At 47.3% G+C, this 16711-nt stretch carries 11 protein-coding genes, 3 tRNA genes and 2 pseudogenes; 3 read left to right on the forward strand and 13 right to left on the reverse strand.

Annotated elements, in window-relative coordinates:
- Positions 1-329: 329 nt before the first annotated feature.
- Positions 330-2378, forward strand: a complete 2049-nt coding sequence (locus ACR2PX_RS13260; RefSeq protein WP_433999832.1) for a S9 family peptidase — start codon at positions 330-332, stop codon at positions 2376-2378.
- A gap of 33 nt (positions 2379-2411) precedes the next feature.
- Here ACR2PX_RS13260 and def read toward each other — a convergent pair whose 3' ends face one another.
- The 4 genes from def to ACR2PX_RS13280 all read right to left on the reverse strand — a co-directional run bounded on the left by def (position 2412) and on the right by ACR2PX_RS13280 (position 4404).
- Positions 2412-2927 (reverse strand): peptide deformylase, encoded by a 516-nt coding sequence (def, locus tag ACR2PX_RS13265; protein WP_433999833.1) that lies wholly within the window; start codon positions 2925-2927, stop codon positions 2412-2414.
- Between the two features lie 128 nt (positions 2928-3055).
- Positions 3056-4087 carry a CNNM domain-containing protein gene (locus tag ACR2PX_RS13270; protein WP_433999834.1) on the reverse strand — a complete coding sequence of 344 codons (1032 nt, stop codon included), beginning with the start codon at positions 4085-4087 and terminating at the stop codon, positions 3056-3058.
- A 125-nt stretch (positions 4088-4212) separates the two neighbouring features.
- Positions 4213-4289, reverse strand: a tRNA-Pro gene (locus tag ACR2PX_RS13275).
- 38 nt (positions 4290-4327) lie between these two features.
- A tRNA-Pro gene (locus ACR2PX_RS13280) sits at positions 4328-4404 on the reverse strand.
- Positions 4405-4702: 298 nt separating this feature from the next.
- Between ACR2PX_RS13280 and ACR2PX_RS13285 the strand changes: the two genes are divergently transcribed.
- Together ACR2PX_RS13285 and ACR2PX_RS13290 are read left to right on the forward strand one after the other, a co-directional pair.
- The gene (locus ACR2PX_RS13285) at positions 4703-5551 is read left to right on the forward strand and encodes an outer membrane protein OmpK (RefSeq protein ID WP_433999835.1); all 849 of its coding nucleotides are present in this window, start codon (positions 4703-4705) and stop codon (positions 5549-5551) included.
- 561 nt (positions 5552-6112) lie between these two features.
- Positions 6113-7516 carry an alpha-amylase family protein gene (locus ACR2PX_RS13290; RefSeq protein ID WP_433999836.1) on the forward strand — a complete coding sequence of 468 codons (1404 nt, stop codon included), beginning with the start codon at positions 6113-6115 and terminating at the stop codon, positions 7514-7516.
- A 46-nt stretch (positions 7517-7562) separates the two neighbouring features.
- Here the strand turns inward: ACR2PX_RS13290 and ACR2PX_RS13295 are convergent, their stop codons facing one another.
- The 9 genes and pseudogenes from ACR2PX_RS13295 to ACR2PX_RS13335 all read right to left on the reverse strand — a co-directional run bounded on the left by ACR2PX_RS13295 (position 7563) and on the right by ACR2PX_RS13335 (position 16413).
- Positions 7563-8393 carry a M4 family metallopeptidase gene (locus ACR2PX_RS13295; protein ID WP_433999837.1) on the reverse strand — a complete coding sequence of 277 codons (831 nt, stop codon included), beginning with the start codon at positions 8391-8393 and terminating at the stop codon, positions 7563-7565.
- A 6-nt stretch (positions 8394-8399) separates the two neighbouring features.
- Positions 8400-8480, reverse strand: coding sequence for a hypothetical protein (locus ACR2PX_RS13300; RefSeq protein WP_433999842.1), 81 nt, complete (start codon positions 8478-8480; stop codon positions 8400-8402).
- 260 nt (positions 8481-8740) lie between these two features.
- Positions 8741-8998, reverse strand: a pseudogene (locus tag ACR2PX_RS13305) (hemagglutinin); the annotation flags it as partial.
- 172 nt (positions 8999-9170) lie between these two features.
- Positions 9171-10208, reverse strand: coding sequence for a hypothetical protein (locus tag ACR2PX_RS13310; protein WP_433999838.1), 1038 nt, complete (start codon positions 10206-10208; stop codon positions 9171-9173).
- A 91-nt stretch (positions 10209-10299) separates the two neighbouring features.
- Positions 10300-11822 (reverse strand): annotated as a pseudogene (locus ACR2PX_RS13315) (D-arabinono-1,4-lactone oxidase); the annotation flags it as partial.
- Positions 11823-12019: 197 nt separating this feature from the next.
- Positions 12020-13858 carry a carotenoid oxygenase family protein gene (locus ACR2PX_RS13320; RefSeq protein ID WP_433999839.1) on the reverse strand — a complete coding sequence of 613 codons (1839 nt, stop codon included), beginning with the start codon at positions 13856-13858 and terminating at the stop codon, positions 12020-12022.
- Positions 13859-14404: 546 nt separating this feature from the next.
- A tRNA-Pro gene (locus ACR2PX_RS13325) sits at positions 14405-14481 on the reverse strand.
- Between the two features lie 35 nt (positions 14482-14516).
- On the reverse strand, positions 14517-15041 hold the full coding sequence (locus tag ACR2PX_RS13330; protein ID WP_433999840.1) for a macro domain-containing protein: 525 nt from the start codon (positions 15039-15041) through the stop codon (positions 14517-14519).
- 10 nt (positions 15042-15051) lie between these two features.
- On the reverse strand, positions 15052-16413 hold the full coding sequence (locus ACR2PX_RS13335) for a class II 3-deoxy-7-phosphoheptulonate synthase (RefSeq protein WP_433999841.1): 1362 nt from the start codon (positions 16411-16413) through the stop codon (positions 15052-15054).
- Positions 16414-16711: the final 298 nt, after the last annotated feature.

The following is a 16711-nucleotide window of genomic DNA, read 5'->3' on the forward strand; positions in this document are numbered from 1 at the left end:
GCGGTGGCGCTCCTATAGAAGTCATCAAACAGTACGTTCAGCAGCAGAGAACACCGCATTAGTCGGCTATCGCCGACGAGCTTACATCCCCGCACTCAAAGTACGGAGTTTTACGCTCAACCGATAAAGCAATCAATAACGAGCGACGTCCTGATCGAAGAAATCCTTTTATGTTTTTATTGAACAAAGCTACACCCCAACAAAAAACGGATCCTAAATCAAAATAGCTCACACCGTTTCATTTCGCCGATAATCAAAACAACCACGCGCTTGCGTAAATGGGCTGTGTTAACTTTCCTTAAGGGAACAATTCTGGTGGAGCTTCTTATATGCAATCCCTTGATGAGTACCTTGGCTTTACATTCTCTCAGAACATGGTCAGTGCACGTCACAAAGATCGCCTGGCCTGGATTCGCACCACAAAAGGTATTCGCAATCTGTTTATTGCTTCCGCTCCTGGCTACGACCCTGTTCAGGTAACAGCCTGGCGAGAGGATGATGGTCAGATGATCTCCGGCCTGCAGATTTCTGATGATGGCCGTTTTCTGCTGTTTATCCGGGGTGAGGGCAAGAATGAGCTGGATGAATACCCTAACCCCCTCTCCTTAAATCAGCCCCCGAAACAAGCACTCTGGTTTATTGATCTCAAAAGCAGGGGCTCACTGCCTGTTGAACTGGCCGAAACTCACCTGGCCTGCTTTAGACCGGAATCCACTGAAATCTATTTCTGCCGAAAAGGTCAACTGTTCAAAATCGACACTTTGTCCGAGTCTCTGGAACCCGAGGAAGTCCTGTCTACCCGTGGCAAGATTGCTGAATTAAGCTGGTCAGAGCAAGGGGATCGCCTCGCCTTGACCATTACCCGATACCGCCACAGCTTTATTGGCATTCACACGCCCGGGCAGGATCGCATTCAATGGCTGAATCCCAGTTTCGACCGTGACCTGCAACCCACCTGGTCTGCCGATGGCCAGCATATCGCCTATCTCAAATGTCATGGTGTCAGACCCGACATTACCGACTTCTGGTTCAATCAGTTTTCCGATCGCTTTGAACTCTGGGTGATCAACACCAACTCCATGAAAGCCCGGCAATTCTGGCAGTGCCCTGACGATCATGGTCTGAGTCTTCAGGAAGGGGACAGACCCATTACCTGGGTCAATGAGTCACAGCTGTTGTTCAGTCACGAAGCCAGTGGCTGGGACCATGTTTATCGAGTAGATATCGATCGCAGACAGGTTGAAGCACTGACTGAAGGTGAGTTCCTGCTTCACAGTTATGCCGTTGACCGACATGGAGGCTGGCTCTATTACACCCATAATGAAGGCAAGCATCACGGCTACCACCTTGCTCGCCTGAACCTCAACAATGGCTCCGAAGAAGACCTGCAAAGCCTGCTCCCAGAAGGCAGCATTGCCTTCCAGCCTGTTACAGTGGCCTCAGGTAATGCTGTAGGCCTGATTATGGGAGGTGATCAACAACCTCTGATCCCCGTTTTGATCCGGCCTGACGAACAGCAGGTACACTGCTTTGGTCAGCCTGCCTACGAAGCCGGATGCCGTTCCTTTCATAAAGTGGAAGGCATCAGCTTTCAATCCACAGATGGTCTGGAGATCCATGGGCAATTAATGAAGCCCGAAGGCAAAGGTCCCTTCCCTGCCCTTCTGACTTTGCACGGAGGCCCCTGGTGCCAGACTCTGGCAGGATTCAGCAATTGGCACGGTCTGTCCTACGCTTATGCTTTTTGTCAGTATCTTGTTTCCCAGGGATTCCTTGTGCTCTCGCTCAACTATCGAGGCAGTTCTGGCTATGGCAAGGCGTTCAGGCAACCCGGTCCTTATTGCTGGAATGGTGCAGCCGAGTATCAGGATATCCAGGCCGCCGGAAAATGGCTGGCTGGCCGCCTTGATGTCGACGCCCAGAGAATCGGCATCTGGGGTAAATCCTATGGTGGCTATCTGACAGCCATGGCACTGGCCCAAGACAGCGCTATTTTCAAAGCCGGAGTTGATATAGAAGGTTGCCATCATTTCCCCAGGGAATTCCGACAAGGCCACTGGAACTCTGAAAAGTTTTCTTGCATGGCACCCGAAGAAATAGAAGAAGTAACAGAACGAGCCAAGAAAGCGCTGGAGAGCTCGCCCTGGCACTACCTGGATACCTGGCAGTCACCGGTGTTGCTGATTCATCCCGATGATGACCGAAATGTGCATTTCGAGGAATCTCAAAGGCTTTACGATGAGCTGAGAAAGCGAAACGTTATTGTTGAAGGTATGGCCATACCTGACGAAGTTCATTCATTCTTGCGGCATATACCCTGGGTTGAAGGCTATAGAAGGGCTGAACAATTTCTGAAAAAACACCTCAAGAACTCTTGAATATCTGCTAAAAAAAAGGCTCCTACCGGAGCCTTATTTCTGTTTTCTCTCGTGTTTCTTGATCACCTTTCGGGCTCTCTGACGCACCATTTTTTGTTTCAGCGCTGACAGCTTATCAATAAACAGTACGCCGTCCAGATGATCGATTTCATGCTGAAAAGCTTCAGACAGAACCCCTTCACCTTCGATCTCAAAAAGCTCGCCATGGCGATCCTGAGCCCTGACTTTAACCCAACCGGCTCGCTTCACAGCGGCCCAGCAACCAGGCAGTGACAAACAGCCCATGTCCATCTTCTGCTCGCCTGACTTCTCAATAATTTCGGGATTCACAATCACCAGTGGCTGACTTTGATCCGATGTCACGTCAATCACCGCCACCCTGATCCCCAGACCCACCTGGGTGGCTGCCAGACCGGCCCCATTAACGGCATACATGGTTTCAAACAGATCGTCCACGATTTTCTGAAAATCCGGACCAAAGTCGGTAACAGGAGTGGTAGGTGTTCTCAGGACAGTATTGGATTCCGGAACCAGTTCTAAAGTCGCCATGGAGTTTCTTCTGTGTGCATTTTGTTGGTTGTTAACAAACAAATATAGACAGAAACAGCTACAAGTCGGAAATGCTGCTCATCAGTGATGACTGAAAGTGTTGCCAGCCGATGGACTGGCAACTCGTCTTACTGCCGCATTTTCAGTCTGTCTGCCCACTTTTGTCTGGCTACCTGCTGCATATCAACCGCTTTGTCACTCTCATCGACAATTTCCCGGCCAAGCAGGGTTTCAATCATATCTTCCAGAGTAACAACACCACGGATATCACCATATTCTGTCACGACCATCGCGATATGACAGCGTTTTTCCAGGAACTTGCTCATCAAGTCCGGCAAAGATTCATTTTCCAGAACGGCCATCAAGGGACGCTTTAGAGCAGCCAGACTGACTTTCTGACCCTTATTCTGGGCCACCAGAATATCCATACGTCTGACAAAGCCATTAATATCATCCGGGTCTTCGCCATAGACAGGCACCCTTGAAAAGGCATTGTCCGAATACTTCTCCAGATATTCTTCTGTAGTAGTCACTTCGGGAAGGGTAAACAGAACCGAACGCGGCGTCATGATCTCTATGATTTTCAGATCCCTGAAACGCAACATATTTTTCATCAGATCCGATTCGGCTCCCATCAGGGCACCTTCCTCTTCACCTATATCGGCCATGGCCCGAATTTCATCGCGAAGATAGGGGTTCTTCTTGTCTTTAGGAGACAGTTTTTTAGTAATCAGCTCAGTGACCCAGATCAGAGGCAACAGAGACTTGACCATAAAGTTCACGCTGACCGCCATAAAAGGAACCAGACGCTGCCACCAGGTGGCACCAATTGTTTTTGGGATAATCTCTGAGAGCAACAAAATCAGCAGAGTCAGTACGGCTGAAAAGATTCCAAGATAAGCATCACCAAATACTTTAGTCGCCTGCGCACCTGCTCCTGCTGCACCAATCGTGTGGGCAATGGTATTCAGGGTCAGTATCGCTGCCAGAGGCCTGTCGATACTGTCGTGCAGAGACCGAACCAGTGGCGCCCAGCGATTCCCTTTCTGTTCAAGGCTGACGACGTAAGCGGGTGAAATACTGAGAAGAACGGCTTCAAACACCGAACAAAGAAAAGAGACGCCAAGGGCGACAAGAATATACGCAACGAGCGTAACCACCTAATACTCCAATTGATAAAAACGGAGGGTCATTCTACAGACATTAGCTCTGAGAGTTCGATAAGAAATGAACAATATTTACAAAGTAATGATACTGATGGAAATGATAGATAAAGAAAGGAAAGTGGTCGGGGTAGAGAGATTCGAACTCCCGACATCCTGCTCCCAAAGCAGGCGCGCTACCAGACTGCGCTATACCCCGATGTGTTTTTCAGAAGACACGAAACTTCTGCAAGAAAATGGTCGGGGTAGAGAGATTCGAACTCCCGACATCCTGCTCCCAAAGCAGGCGCGCTACCAGACTGCGCTATACCCCGTCTTTCTTTTCGCGACAGGCTTTATAGCCCTCGTCACGGAACGGCGGCTAATCTACCAAAATGATCCGCCTTTGACAAAAGTATTTGTCACATTGCCTTAAGTGGATAAAAAACGACCACTTCCACTTTCACTCGTTCATACTCATGCTCTACGCGTTATTTTTGGTAATGGATCATCTGAACAAGCGATCTAAATCTGAAAACCTCAGCACCAAGTACCTGCTTTCCTCCAATTCTGGTCTAACCTTTTCAGGGTTTTCAGCATGAACTCTCTTTTGCCCTGCCCAGGATTCTGACCATGAAGTACCTCCAGACTCTTTCCCTGACGTCAGCTCTGTCCGTTGCGGCTACTGTTGCACCCGCAGCAGATTACTCAGATGACATTCACAAAAATGACTACAAATGGCTTCAGTTCAACCTGATGTATGCTTACAAAGAGCTTCCCAGACCGAAGGACGCCAACTCGGGCCATGATTATCTAGAAATGGAATTTGGTGGCCGATCCGGCTTTTTCGACCTGTATGGCTATCTGGATATTTTCAACCTGACCAACAGTGACAACAGCGACAAGAAAGGCTCATCAAAAACCTTTGTTAAACTTCAGCCCCGCTTTTCTTTGGATGCCATCACGGGCAAGGACCTTTCTTTTGGCCCGGTTCAGGAGCTCTACTTCTCAACCCTTTTTAACTGGGGAGGTGGAGGTGCCAACTACACCGATTCCAATGGCGATGTGAAGGAAAGTATTGATGTGAATAATTCTTTCTGGGGTCTGGGTGCCGATGTCATGGTGCCCTGGTTTGGAAAAGTCGGCGTCAATCTTTATGGCCTTTATGAGCTCAACAAAAAAGCCTGGAACGGCTACCAAATTTCCACCAACTGGTTTAAGCCCTTCGTTCACTTTGAGAACAATAGCTTTATTTCTTACCAGGGATATATTGATTACCAGTTTGGAGCCAAAGACAAGTTCAAGGGTAATGAGCAGGCAACCAGTGGTGGTGTTATGTTCAATGGCTTCTACTGGCACTCAGAGCGATGGGCGGCAGGATATGGCTTTAAGCTTTATAAAGATGTCTACCTGATCAAGGATTCTAAAAAGCTTGAGTCTACCGGGATCAGCCATTACGTGGCCGTCACTTACAAATTCTGACCGTTAAAAGTCAGCTCACTTATATTCTTTATCTGAAACTGGATTGCTTACATCCAGTTTCAGTCACTTTTACAATCACCAACCGTCATAACATCTTCTCTTGGCCGCCATGACCTTGAGAAAGAATAAGACAAAAAGCTTATAAACTTCCCCTAAAATCAGGGATTTACCTTTTGTCATCCGGGTGTCAACATGACTGAAAAAGTCAGCGCTGTTTACTAAAAAACCAATAAAATGACTCAACCTCGTTCACAGCTACGAGCGATAGAAATGACCTTTTATACCCATCACCCTTGGAGATGTGAGGTTGTTGGCTGCTCTCGCTCACCCCAATCACCTACTGTTCGTAGGCTCATGGGGCTTCGTTCGTTTGCCGCCTACTCACATCTGCAATGGTAACGGGTATATCGTCTTGCGTAATGAAAGACTTTTTAAAAATAAAAACCGTATTTCCAGGATAGAAATCACTAAAGAACCAGAAGGCATCAGGCTAAAGAGGACACAAGCCTAGATTCAGATACCCTGACAATCTGAAAGCCTCGATACAGCGAATGAACCAGTATGAAAAGCAATAAATATAAGCTCATACTCTCCCTGTTAGTTAGCCTGGGATTGCTCTCAGCCCCTGCGGCTAAAGCCGATGTTATCCTCCACGCCTTTAACTGGAAATATTCTGAAGTCGCCGACAGGGCTGAAGAAATTGCCGAACTGGGCTATTCGGTGGTTCTGGTATCACCTCCCCTGAGAAGTACCGGTGATCAGTGGTGGGCAAGATACCAGCCTCAAGACTATCGAGTACTGGACAACCCCCTGGGTAATAAAGCTGACTTCGTCCGGATGATAGAGCAGCTTAAGCAGCGCAATGTCAGGGTGTACGCCGATATTGTGTTGAATCATATGGCTAATGAAGCAGCACTACGCAGCGATCTGAATTACCCGGGTGAGAAAGTGCTCTCTGAGTATCAGTCAAACCCTGAAGCAACAGCCGCAAACCGTTTGTTTGGATCTCCCAATGTTAACCTGTTTTCCGCCAGTGATTTCCATAGCCCGGGCTGTATTACAAACTACAACGACGTATGGCAGGTACAGCACCTGCGCCTGTGTGGCGGCGACGGCGATACAGGACTCCCCGACCTGGATGACAATAGCTGGGTCATCTCCCAACAAAGAAACTACTTAAAAGCATTGAAAGGTTTAGGGGTAACGGGCTTTCGAGTTGATGCTGCCAAACATATGACCAATCAACACATCAATGCGGTGTTCACCACTTCTATAAAATCAGGCATGCATGTCTTTGGCGAGATCATCACCTCTGGTGGTGCCGGCACTCAAGAATACGACGCCTTCCTTACACCTTACTTGCGGGGAACAGGTCATGGGGCTTATGACTTCCCTTTGTTTTCCACACTAAGGAAAGCCTTTGCTTTCAACGGTAGCCTTAGACAACTGGTGAATCCTTTGGCCTTCGGCCAGGCTCTTCAGAATGACAAAGCCATCACTTTTACCGTGACTCATGACATACCCAACAATGAAGGCTTTCGAAATTTGATCATGAATGAAAACGATGAACAGCTGGCCTATGCCTATCTTTTAGGCAGGGATGGTGGTTCACCCCTGGTTTACTCCGATCATAATGAGAGTAATGACAATGGTCGCTGGGTAGACGCTCATAAGAAAAACAATCTGCCAGCGATGATCCGTTTTCATAATGCCACTCGTGGTGAAAGTATGCAGATCATTGGAGCAACAGACTGCCTGCTGATTTTCAAGCGTGGCAAGAAAGGTGTGGTTGGCATTAATAAATGCGACCAGGGCTCTAATTACTGGATTGATACCCAACATTTTGAGTTGAACTGGTTCAAAGACTACAAGGATGTCATCAGTGGCGATGTGAGAAATATTTCCAGTCGCTGGCATGACTTTTACATTCCTGCCCGATCAGCTCGTCTTTGGTTAGAACAATAATCCTGTGGACCTCCCTGTCATGGACAGGGAGGGTTTCAGAGATGGATCAGTAATCCAGTCTCAGAGTGACATTGTAATAGCTACTGTAGCCTCTCAGCATGACATGGTAAGTCGTCCCGGAGCTGACAGAAATACTGCAGGTTTCACGATTGCGCGAACGATATGGACGACAATCCCAGGATGAAGTGGTTGGCTTGCTGCCCGCTTTAACATACAAATCAGCATCACCACTGCCACCACTGATTCTTACTGTTGCGGAGCTGACATTGGCAGGCACGGTAAAGCTGTAGTGCTTTTCACTGCCCCTGCTGCCTGACAGACCTGTGACAGGTTCACCATTTTTCAGGACATTGTCATCAGGAGGGGTAGTACCTCCACAAGTGGCATCGACACCCACTGTTGCAAAAGCTGCCTCAACATCGGCCACATTGTAACCATTGTCTCTCGCTGCTTTTGCTACTCCACACCCGCCCTGATCAAAGTTGGAATTAGCAGTCCAGTAGAGCTGGTTAGCCAGTGTAAAGACTTCAAAGCCCTTTCTTACGCTCCAGCCAGATTTGTTCGCCAACAGGTAAAATGCTCTGTTGAACACACCACTGGATAAATGAACATCCATACCGCTGGAATACTGGGATACATGATCAATGGAGCGACCGTCTTTTGAAGGGGTGTCAAAGTACCTCAACCCTCCGGACTGTTTGAAAATATCGCTCCCTACAATCCAGTCAACTGAGCCCCTCATATAAAACTCGGCGGCTTCACCGGCGATATCAGAATAGGCCTCGTTCATCCCCCCTGACATATTCCGATATACCAGGCCTGAGTTTTGTTCAGTAAAACCGTGGCTGACCTCATGAGCGCTGACATTAATATCCACCAATGGCTAAAAACGACTGGCGCCGTCACCAAAGGTCATGGAGCTGCCATTCCAGAAAGCATTTTCATAAAGAAAAAAGGTCTGGATGGTTTCTCTGAAGCCACAAAGAAATCAACCCGATAAACCAGCTGTGCCAGATTGTTTTCATCCAGCAGAACCATCAACACACTGTTCTCGTTTTCAGTACTCTGTGCCTTGGTAATACCCGCCATGGGAGTTGAGCCGAAATAGTGGTTTTTGGCTAAGGTCAGAGCTTCTTTCTGCCCCATACTGGGTTGAACCGACTGAACGTCGTCCTGGATATTTTGAGCCATCATCCCGGAGACTTCCGAGAGGCCCGAAGCCCCCTGGGTAGCCACTACAGAGGCATTAAATACAGGCACTCCCTGATAGAGTTGCTCATAACGGACTTTGACTTTGCCATTGGGCAGGGCAATCTGTCTGACCACTCGAAAACTGTCTACAGAGGGAGTGGCAGAAGCGTGTGTAGCCATAGGCTGCAACAGTGATGCATCGGTCATATTGACCAGATCAGCAGCCATGACTGAACTCGTTGCCATCGTACATGCCACTGCTAGCAAGAGTGGCTGGAATTTATTATTCATTATTTGTGTCCTTGAGATGGTTTCTTGTGAGTGGTTATCACATTGGGATCAGGCATCCATGCTTGTAACACCTGTACACCTCCTCTCCGGAGCATTGATTGCCATCCAGAGTCTCTCTGATGATGCTGTTTCTTTGTTGTACCTCACTTCCTCCTTTTCAGTTGTTATTGGCTTAGATTGTTGATTCCTCACAAATCTCATCACCACTGAATTCCAGCAGTCCCTGTGGAAAAAGAGTTTCCTCCACTAACCTGCCCCACTTGAAAATTTTCACTGTGATACGAGCATTCATGGATTTCATAACGGGTTTGGGTGCGCCCAGAATATCCATGGAGGGCATGGTTGAACGGTAAAAGCTGGCGGGATCAGATTCCGCCTCAACTTCGATTTTTCGTCCAGGCTTTTTAATCTCAATACTGAAATAACCCCGGCAGGCATCGGACACTTTGCGAGCACTCAGGCCCACCACGGAAGGTCGAATGAGCATATCCTGCTGTTCAGACAGAAAGCGTCCTACCCACATTTCCAGAGGAAAAGTGGAAGGATACCCTCCGGTCATCATCAGTTGAGTTTCTGGCAGAAAAGCCCCGACAAAAACAAAGCCCTGACTTTTGTAATTTTCATACCAGCCCTTATCGAGATAGGTAACCGCCGTGCCCTCATGCTCAATATCATTCATAGCGAAGTGATAGCGGGTTTCAGTCCCCATGGTGTAGACAAAGTACTCTGTCTTCAGTCCTGGTAATTCACCCACCAAACCAAAAGGATTTCGCCCTGGATTGCTGCCATTCCAGTAATGCCTGTGCTGGCCCGTGAATTTCATGTCGAAGGAAAAGTCTTTTGTGCTCAACCTGACACTTTCCTGATCAACTCTGATGACACCTGGCACCTCCAACAGGAAATGTCCGTTAGTCCCATCACCCTGAAGATTTACGTGGTCATAGAAGTAATCAAATATCTTTTTAGTGCCACCTACAGGCGCATAAGCAAAATGCAGATAGGCTTTTTCTTTCTGAGTTCCGGCATCCGCAGTCAGATAAGTCTGCACACTGACTTTGAAATACCCCACACTGGGATCATTGATGTAGAAAAACCATTGCTCACTCCAGGGATTCCCACTGGGTGCATGTGGACGAATATCCGTAAGATCCGTTGCATGAGCAGGAAATGCTATAAACAACAAGAGTCCAATAATTCGAAACAGCCTCATTGAGCATCCTTTCTAGACTGAGAATTTGGAATAGAACCTTCTACGCTTCATGGCAGCTCTTAAACCAGAGCCACCATGAAACATTCAGAGCTCAGCGGAAGATTTTGGCATCAGTGAAATACAAACCCGGCTGGCAGCTCTTTCCGGATTCACAGTGTTCATCGGTTTGGCAATAACATTCACCCCGGGCATTACAACCCGGCGTCAGATAGTCATCCAGCGAGACTTCGCCACTGACTCTTTCCCAGAACGGGTTAGTGAAGACATCGTAGGGGTCGAGCTCATTTTTGGCCTGCAGAAAATTCTGCCAATGATCAAAACGCGTTGGCATGCCTTCAAAAATAGCCACAGAGTTTTTGCCCCAGTGAGGACGAGCATCGTATTTGCGCAGAGACATCTGTTCAATCTCAAGATTGACAAAGTAATTCTTGGGTTCTTTCGCCCCTCTTTTAGCAGGGTGTACTCAATACCCACAAATGCAGTCTCTCTGCCCGCACTCATGCCCAGGTAGCTTTTGGAAGGTTTTCCGAACCGGAAATAAATGCCATTCAACGGGAAACAGGTTTTGGGATGCTCATCCACAATCTTGCGCACATCCCGAATCCAGTCCGGCAGACGCTCAATATCAATGGCTACTTCCTGAAGGGCAATGGGTAAGCGATCCCAGATACAGCTGTCAGGATCCTTACACTTGAAGTACTGCATTTGATCAGAAAAACCCACTGGGTTGTTTTTGATTCTTTTACCGGTATTGATATCTCGGAAATAAGATTTTGACCGGCTTGAATAACGGGCTACAGCCGCCAGACACTGTACTGCACTTCCCGGTAATTCATGAGCTGCATTGAACAACAGGCCAAAGAAGAACTCTTCAATATTGGACACATCTGCCTGAGCATTGTAGGCATTTCCAGGAGTATCCAGGGGTACTGGATTATAGAGTGTCGTCGTATAACGCCCCAAACCGGGAAACCAGGCGATGTTGGCAGAATAATTGTTTCGGGCAATATCCAGAACCACTTCTTCCAGGTTGGAATCATTACGGTAGCCCTTCACATCAGCCCTGACCTTAAAAGCATCTTCCAGCTGCAGGGTCACTTCGACCACGACTCCAAGCACACCCAGGTTAACTCTTGCGGCATCCAGAAGATCACCCGACAGAGTCCGCACCTCTCCTTTACCATCAACCAGCTTTATCCCGGTGACATAATCAGCCAGCATATTGCTGGGCTTCTGCAGTGTTGAACCATGTGTGCCGCTTCCCAGCATGCCACCAATGGTGAATGTTGCCAGCTCCGTCACCATGTTCACAGCCAATCCCTGAGGTCGCAGATAATCATTCAGATCGTTAAAGCGCATGCCTGCCTGAACGGTGACCTGTTTTTTGGCAGTATCCAGTCTGGTCACCTTATTCATGTTTTTCAGGGTGATTTGTACCTGACCATCCCCGGCACAGGCCGCATCAATCTGACTGGCAAATTTGCGATTCCCGGTCATGACCTTTTTGCCCTGAGACAGGGCGTCGGACACCACAGTCTGGACCTCCTCAATATTCGAGGGGTCATAGATAGCACCTGGCTGACAGGTATAGGTACCTTGATAGTTCGATATTGTTTTCTCCTGCTCACTGGAATGCAGGGCAAAACCAGTCCCCAGGGCAGAACTCAATAAAATAGTTAACAGTGCCCACTTCGTCTTTCTCATTATTTTTTTCCTTGCTGTTGAGAAATGCATGTCAGGACCTAATTCATGAGGACTTACGAGCTCAGAAACTTCATGAAACGTAGAACTTCCTCACGAATAACTTTCAATCAACCAAAACGAGGGAGAATCTCTTGCTCTATGACGGCTCTGACCTGACTCCGGTGTTTGTCTAATCTGGAGCGGAAGAAGTCAGATACATCGGCTTTATAACGGTCCGAAGGTCTTGGACCTATCTGTGGTACCCAGAGTGCATGATTGGTGGTACCAAAATTAAGATCAGTACTGCCCAGAATGGCAACAGGTCCCTGATCCAGATTGTCGGCATCAAACACCCAGATCTCTTTACCATTACCCATGTTCTGTGTAGGAAACTTGCGAACAACCGCTGTGAAAATGTAGCCATCATCCTGGGCCGTAGACCCCTGTCTGGCCATGAACTGTGGCGTTCTCATCACACAGTCTTCAGGAAACTGATAAGCATCCGTGACCACCATACGATTACAGTCGAAATGAATAAGCGCTGAAGGCTGATCATAGTCAGGGAGGTTTTCATTGTTATAAAAGCGATTGGGATAATCCTCATAGGCGTCGGTTACCCGCTTAACGACATGGCCGGCTCTATAACCGACTGCAGCCCAATAGATATGTTCAAACGTTTCAGGAAACTGGAAGTGTCCTCGATAAGCGGGATCGTTCATGTCCCAGAACAACTGATCATCCCGGATCAGTCTGAAGTCATCCCGGATCTCTCTTGCGCCCTCAGGTAAAACCTGAATCCTGCCCCTTACCAGTCCTCCCACATCTACGGGTGCTGCCGGATAACCCGCAATCGCTTTTTTAACCCGACCACCAAAGTGAAGCTTGTCCCAGAAATACTGGGCTTCCGACTTGTCCATGGCCCCCAGGTACTGACCATAAAGCGTGATCTCATTTTCATGATCATCGTAATTACACATAGTGTCGGAGGTATCAAAATCCAGCTCCAGATAATCAGCGATTACCACACCCTTACCTTCAACCAGATCTTTCTTTCGAATAATCCAGATGGGCGTTCGATGTCTTTGAGCATCCACAGAACGAATACCAATCATCCGAAGGGGCTCAACCTGTGCAGCCGTTTCAAAAACCAGAATATGATTCCGGGTCACTCCCAAAGAGTGGGCCGTCGCTTTAATAAAAGCCGGCTTTCCATTTCTCCCAATAATATTCCAGCTTTTTAAATGCCCTTCTTTATCCCACTTAATGAGTCGTATAAATCCATGCCTTGTTCCCAGATTTGAAATATTTCCGCCGTAGTTAATGGTGAAACAATCATTGGACTCAAGATCAAAGTATGGGTGACCAGTCGTTCTAATTTGAGGAAACAACCATTTGTCAGGCGTCAGGGTATTCATCCAGGATGGAAGACTCCTTTCCCATTCATCATAGCGGCCTATGGGAGTCACCAGATCGAGAGTTACTCCATCAAACTCATAGGGAACCCCACCCTCGTAACTCAGAGCAAACCGATTATCCCCAAGATAATTGGGGGCAGTATTACAATAATCAGCAAAACCCATACTCGGGCTGTAATAAGTTAACCCGCCTAATAAACGAAATCGGTCTGCCCAGTAATCAACCCGATCTTGCATTAAAGCAGCGGGGGTATCGATCATCTTTCGGGTGAAAGAAACGGATTGGTTATTAAAGTCGAAACGAACCAGTGCCCCTCGCCCATTAGGGCTTAGATGACCTGGCTCAAGAGAAATGCCCTCCGCCATAAAGACGTGACCAAAAATATCTGAAGGCAGTTGTCCGTGTAATATATCCAGCTTGCCTGCTGAAGGACCCAGACTCGCTTGCATGATCTGAGTTGGAAAAGAAGAGCTCTCACCCGCCTGAACCAGATTAACCGCTGGTATCAGTGCAGTGCCTGCAACCCCTTTGAGAAACGACCTGCGATCCATAAACAATTACGCCCAATTAAATCGGTTGGTTTAAAATGGTCGTGCTTTTTAAAATTGGCTACATAAAACTTCATTTTCAATTAAACAAGCGAAACCCTGCGACCACTCGCCAATATCTATTCGAATACGTAGAATCCATTTGAAATCAAAGCAGTTGTTTTATTTTTATTCTTATAGTGAGCAACACTGAAGTAATCATTTACTTTATTGGAGCTCTAAAAACGAAACACTTTGAAAAGGACTTTTTGAGTCTGCAATAAATTAAACTTCACTTCAACACTATTAATTTACACATCAGTGCAAAGATAAACGAAGTGAAAACATTTCAATAACAAGAAAAACAAACAATCATTCGAATGAAAGAAAAAGTCATCTATAAACTTAAATTTATTTTGAACCCCATCAAACTTTACCAACATTAAATTTTAAGATACTAGAATTTAATGTTATTAATTTATTTAATAACAAATAAACATCCATCATTAAAAAACGACTTTAGAAGTCTATTTTTAAAACTGAAGTGAAGTGAGTTTAAATCAGAAGAGATGGTCGGCGTGAGAGGATTCGAACCTCTGACCCTTTCGTCCCGAACGAAATGCGCTACCAGGCTGCGCCACACGCCGCATTTCAATTAATTTTATACCTGAGTCGCTTGCTGTCAAATTGCAAAAATCTTGCTGTAGGTCTCTTGGTAGAGATCATGAAGAGGCTGGTCGAACAATACAAAAAAGACTTTTTGAAGAAGAGGATTTTCGGATAAAAACTGTCTGGTCTCAAACAAAGCAATTTCTGTTGCTTGCTGGTGAGGATATCCATATACCCCACAGCTAATGGCAGGAAAAGACAAGGTTAGTAAACCTTCCACAGCGGCCTGACTGAGAGTATTGCGATAACAGGCTGCCAACAATTGCGATTCGCCGGATTGGCCTCCCTGCCAGACAGGACCAACCGTGTGTAAGATCCTTTTGGCAGGGAGATTAAAAGCCGGAGTCGATCTCACTTCACCGGTGGGACACCCATCAAAATGACGGCAGGCTTGTTGCAATAATTCTGCTCCTGCCGCCCGATGAATCGCACCATCGACTCCACCTCCTCCAGCCAGTGCTGAGTTGGCGGCGTTTACAATGCCATCCACCGCGATGGTGGTGATATCCCCCTGAAGGATTTCAACCCGACTTTTCATTTCATTGTGATCAGCTTTCGCGCATCTTGCGGCAGTCTTTCAGTGTGTCAGAAATCATGAAAGCCAGTTCCAGTGCCTGATCAGCATTCAGTCTTGGATCACAGTGAGTATGATAACGATTACCCAAAGAGTCTTCGGTCACCGCACGGGAACCACCGATACACTCAGTCACATTCTGGCCGGTCATTTCAAAGTGAACACCACCCGCATAACTACCTTCTGCCTGATGCACAGCAAAGAACTGCTTCACTTCACGCAGTATGCGACTGACTTCACGAGTCTTGTAACCGCTGGATGCCTTGAATGTATTGCCATGCATTGGATCACAGCTCCACAATACCTGGCGGCCTTCTCGTTCAACAGTACGAATCAGTTCTGGCAGATGCTTTTCAACATTGTCAGCTCCCATACGCACAATCACATTCAAACGACCGGGTTCATTCTCAGGGTTGATCAGATCTATCAGGCGGATCAGATCTTCAGGAGGCATGGTAGGACCCGCTTTCAGACCAATCGGGTTATGGATTCCCCGAACGAATTCAACATGACCGCCTTCAACCTGACGAGTTCTGTCGCCTACCCAGAGCATGTGCGCTGAGCAGTCATACCAGTTGCCAGAGATACTGTCCTGACGAGTCATAGCCTGTTCATAAGGCAGCAGTAATGCTTCGTGAGAAGTATAGAAATCCGTCTCGCTGATGACTCTGGAATGCTCGGAGGAAATACCACAGGCCTTCATGAAATCCAGCGTTTCATCGATACGATCGGCCAGATGGCTGTATTGCTCAGACTGTGGACTGCTGGCGACAAAATCCAGATTCCAGGCATGAACCTGTTCCAGAGAAGCCAGACCACCCTGAGCAAATGCTCTGAGCAAATTCAGAGTAGATGAAGCCTGATGATAAGCCTTGAGCATTCTTTCAGGGTCAGGAGTTCTGGTTTCAGGTGTCGCCTCCATACCATTGATGATATCGCCACGATAAATAGGCAGCTCAACGCCATCAATGATTTCCGTGCCTGATGAGCGCGGTTTGGCAAACTGGCCTGCCATACGACCTACTTTAATAACCGGACAACTGGCACCAAATGTCAGCACTACGGCCATCTGCATTAATACTTTGAAGGTATCCCGGATGTTATCTGCAGAGAACTCCAGAAAACTCTCAGCACAATCACCTCCCTGCAACAGAAAGGCCTTGCCCTGAGTAGCTGCAGCCAATTTCTGGCGCAAAGCTCTTACCTCACCGGCAAAGACCAGCGGCGGCATGCCATGCAACTGCTGCTCCACCTGCTGCAGGTGATCTTGATTGGGATATTCTGGCAGCTGGATGACAGGCATTTCTCTCCAGCTATCTACTTGCCATTGTTTCATTAATTCCCCTCAGGGCATCACATTACTTCAGTAAAAGGACAGGCCATATTACATGAAACAGTCTGATAAAGCCCAACCTGCAGCCAATCGAGTTAACCGAAAGACCAACCACAGTCTCCCGGATAGAAAGTTGATCGGATGCTGAACAGAAACCTTCCTTTTTCGCACCTTCTCTAGGAGCCTGTCGGACTTACCACTGACCTACTGCGAAAAAGCCGGATTTGGCCATTTTCTATGATTCTTTTCGTTGAATAGCTCGCTATTCGCCTCAAATAATCATAAAAACTGTCTCAAACCG

The sequence above is a fragment of the Endozoicomonas sp. genome, assembly GCF_051008435.1.
In the GTDB taxonomy this organism is placed as follows: domain Bacteria; phylum Pseudomonadota; class Gammaproteobacteria; order Pseudomonadales; family Endozoicomonadaceae; genus Endozoicomonas_A.

Excerpts from the sequence above, each read along its gene's own strand:
- ACR2PX_RS13310 (WP_433999838.1), bottom strand. The coding sequence starts at position 10,208 with ATGAGGCTGTTTCGAATTATTGGACTCTTGTTGTTTATAGCATTTCCT.
- def (WP_433999833.1), bottom strand. The coding sequence starts at position 2,927 with ATGGCGACTTTAGAACTGGTTCCGGAATCCAATACTGTCCTGAGAACA.
- ACR2PX_RS13320 (WP_433999839.1), bottom strand. The coding sequence starts at position 13,858 with ATGGATCGCAGGTCGTTTCTCAAAGGGGTTGCAGGCACTGCACTGATA.
- ACR2PX_RS13285 (WP_433999835.1), top strand. The coding sequence starts at position 4,703 with ATGAAGTACCTCCAGACTCTTTCCCTGACGTCAGCTCTGTCCGTTGCG.
- ACR2PX_RS13335 (WP_433999841.1), bottom strand. The coding sequence starts at position 16,413 with ATGAAACAATGGCAAGTAGATAGCTGGAGAGAAATGCCTGTCATCCAG.
- ACR2PX_RS13290 (WP_433999836.1), top strand. The coding sequence starts at position 6,113 with ATGAAAAGCAATAAATATAAGCTCATACTCTCCCTGTTAGTTAGCCTG.
- ACR2PX_RS13330 (WP_433999840.1), bottom strand. The coding sequence starts at position 15,041 with ATGAAAAGTCGGGTTGAAATCCTTCAGGGGGATATCACCACCATCGCG.
- ACR2PX_RS13260 (WP_433999832.1), top strand. The coding sequence starts at position 330 with ATGCAATCCCTTGATGAGTACCTTGGCTTTACATTCTCTCAGAACATG.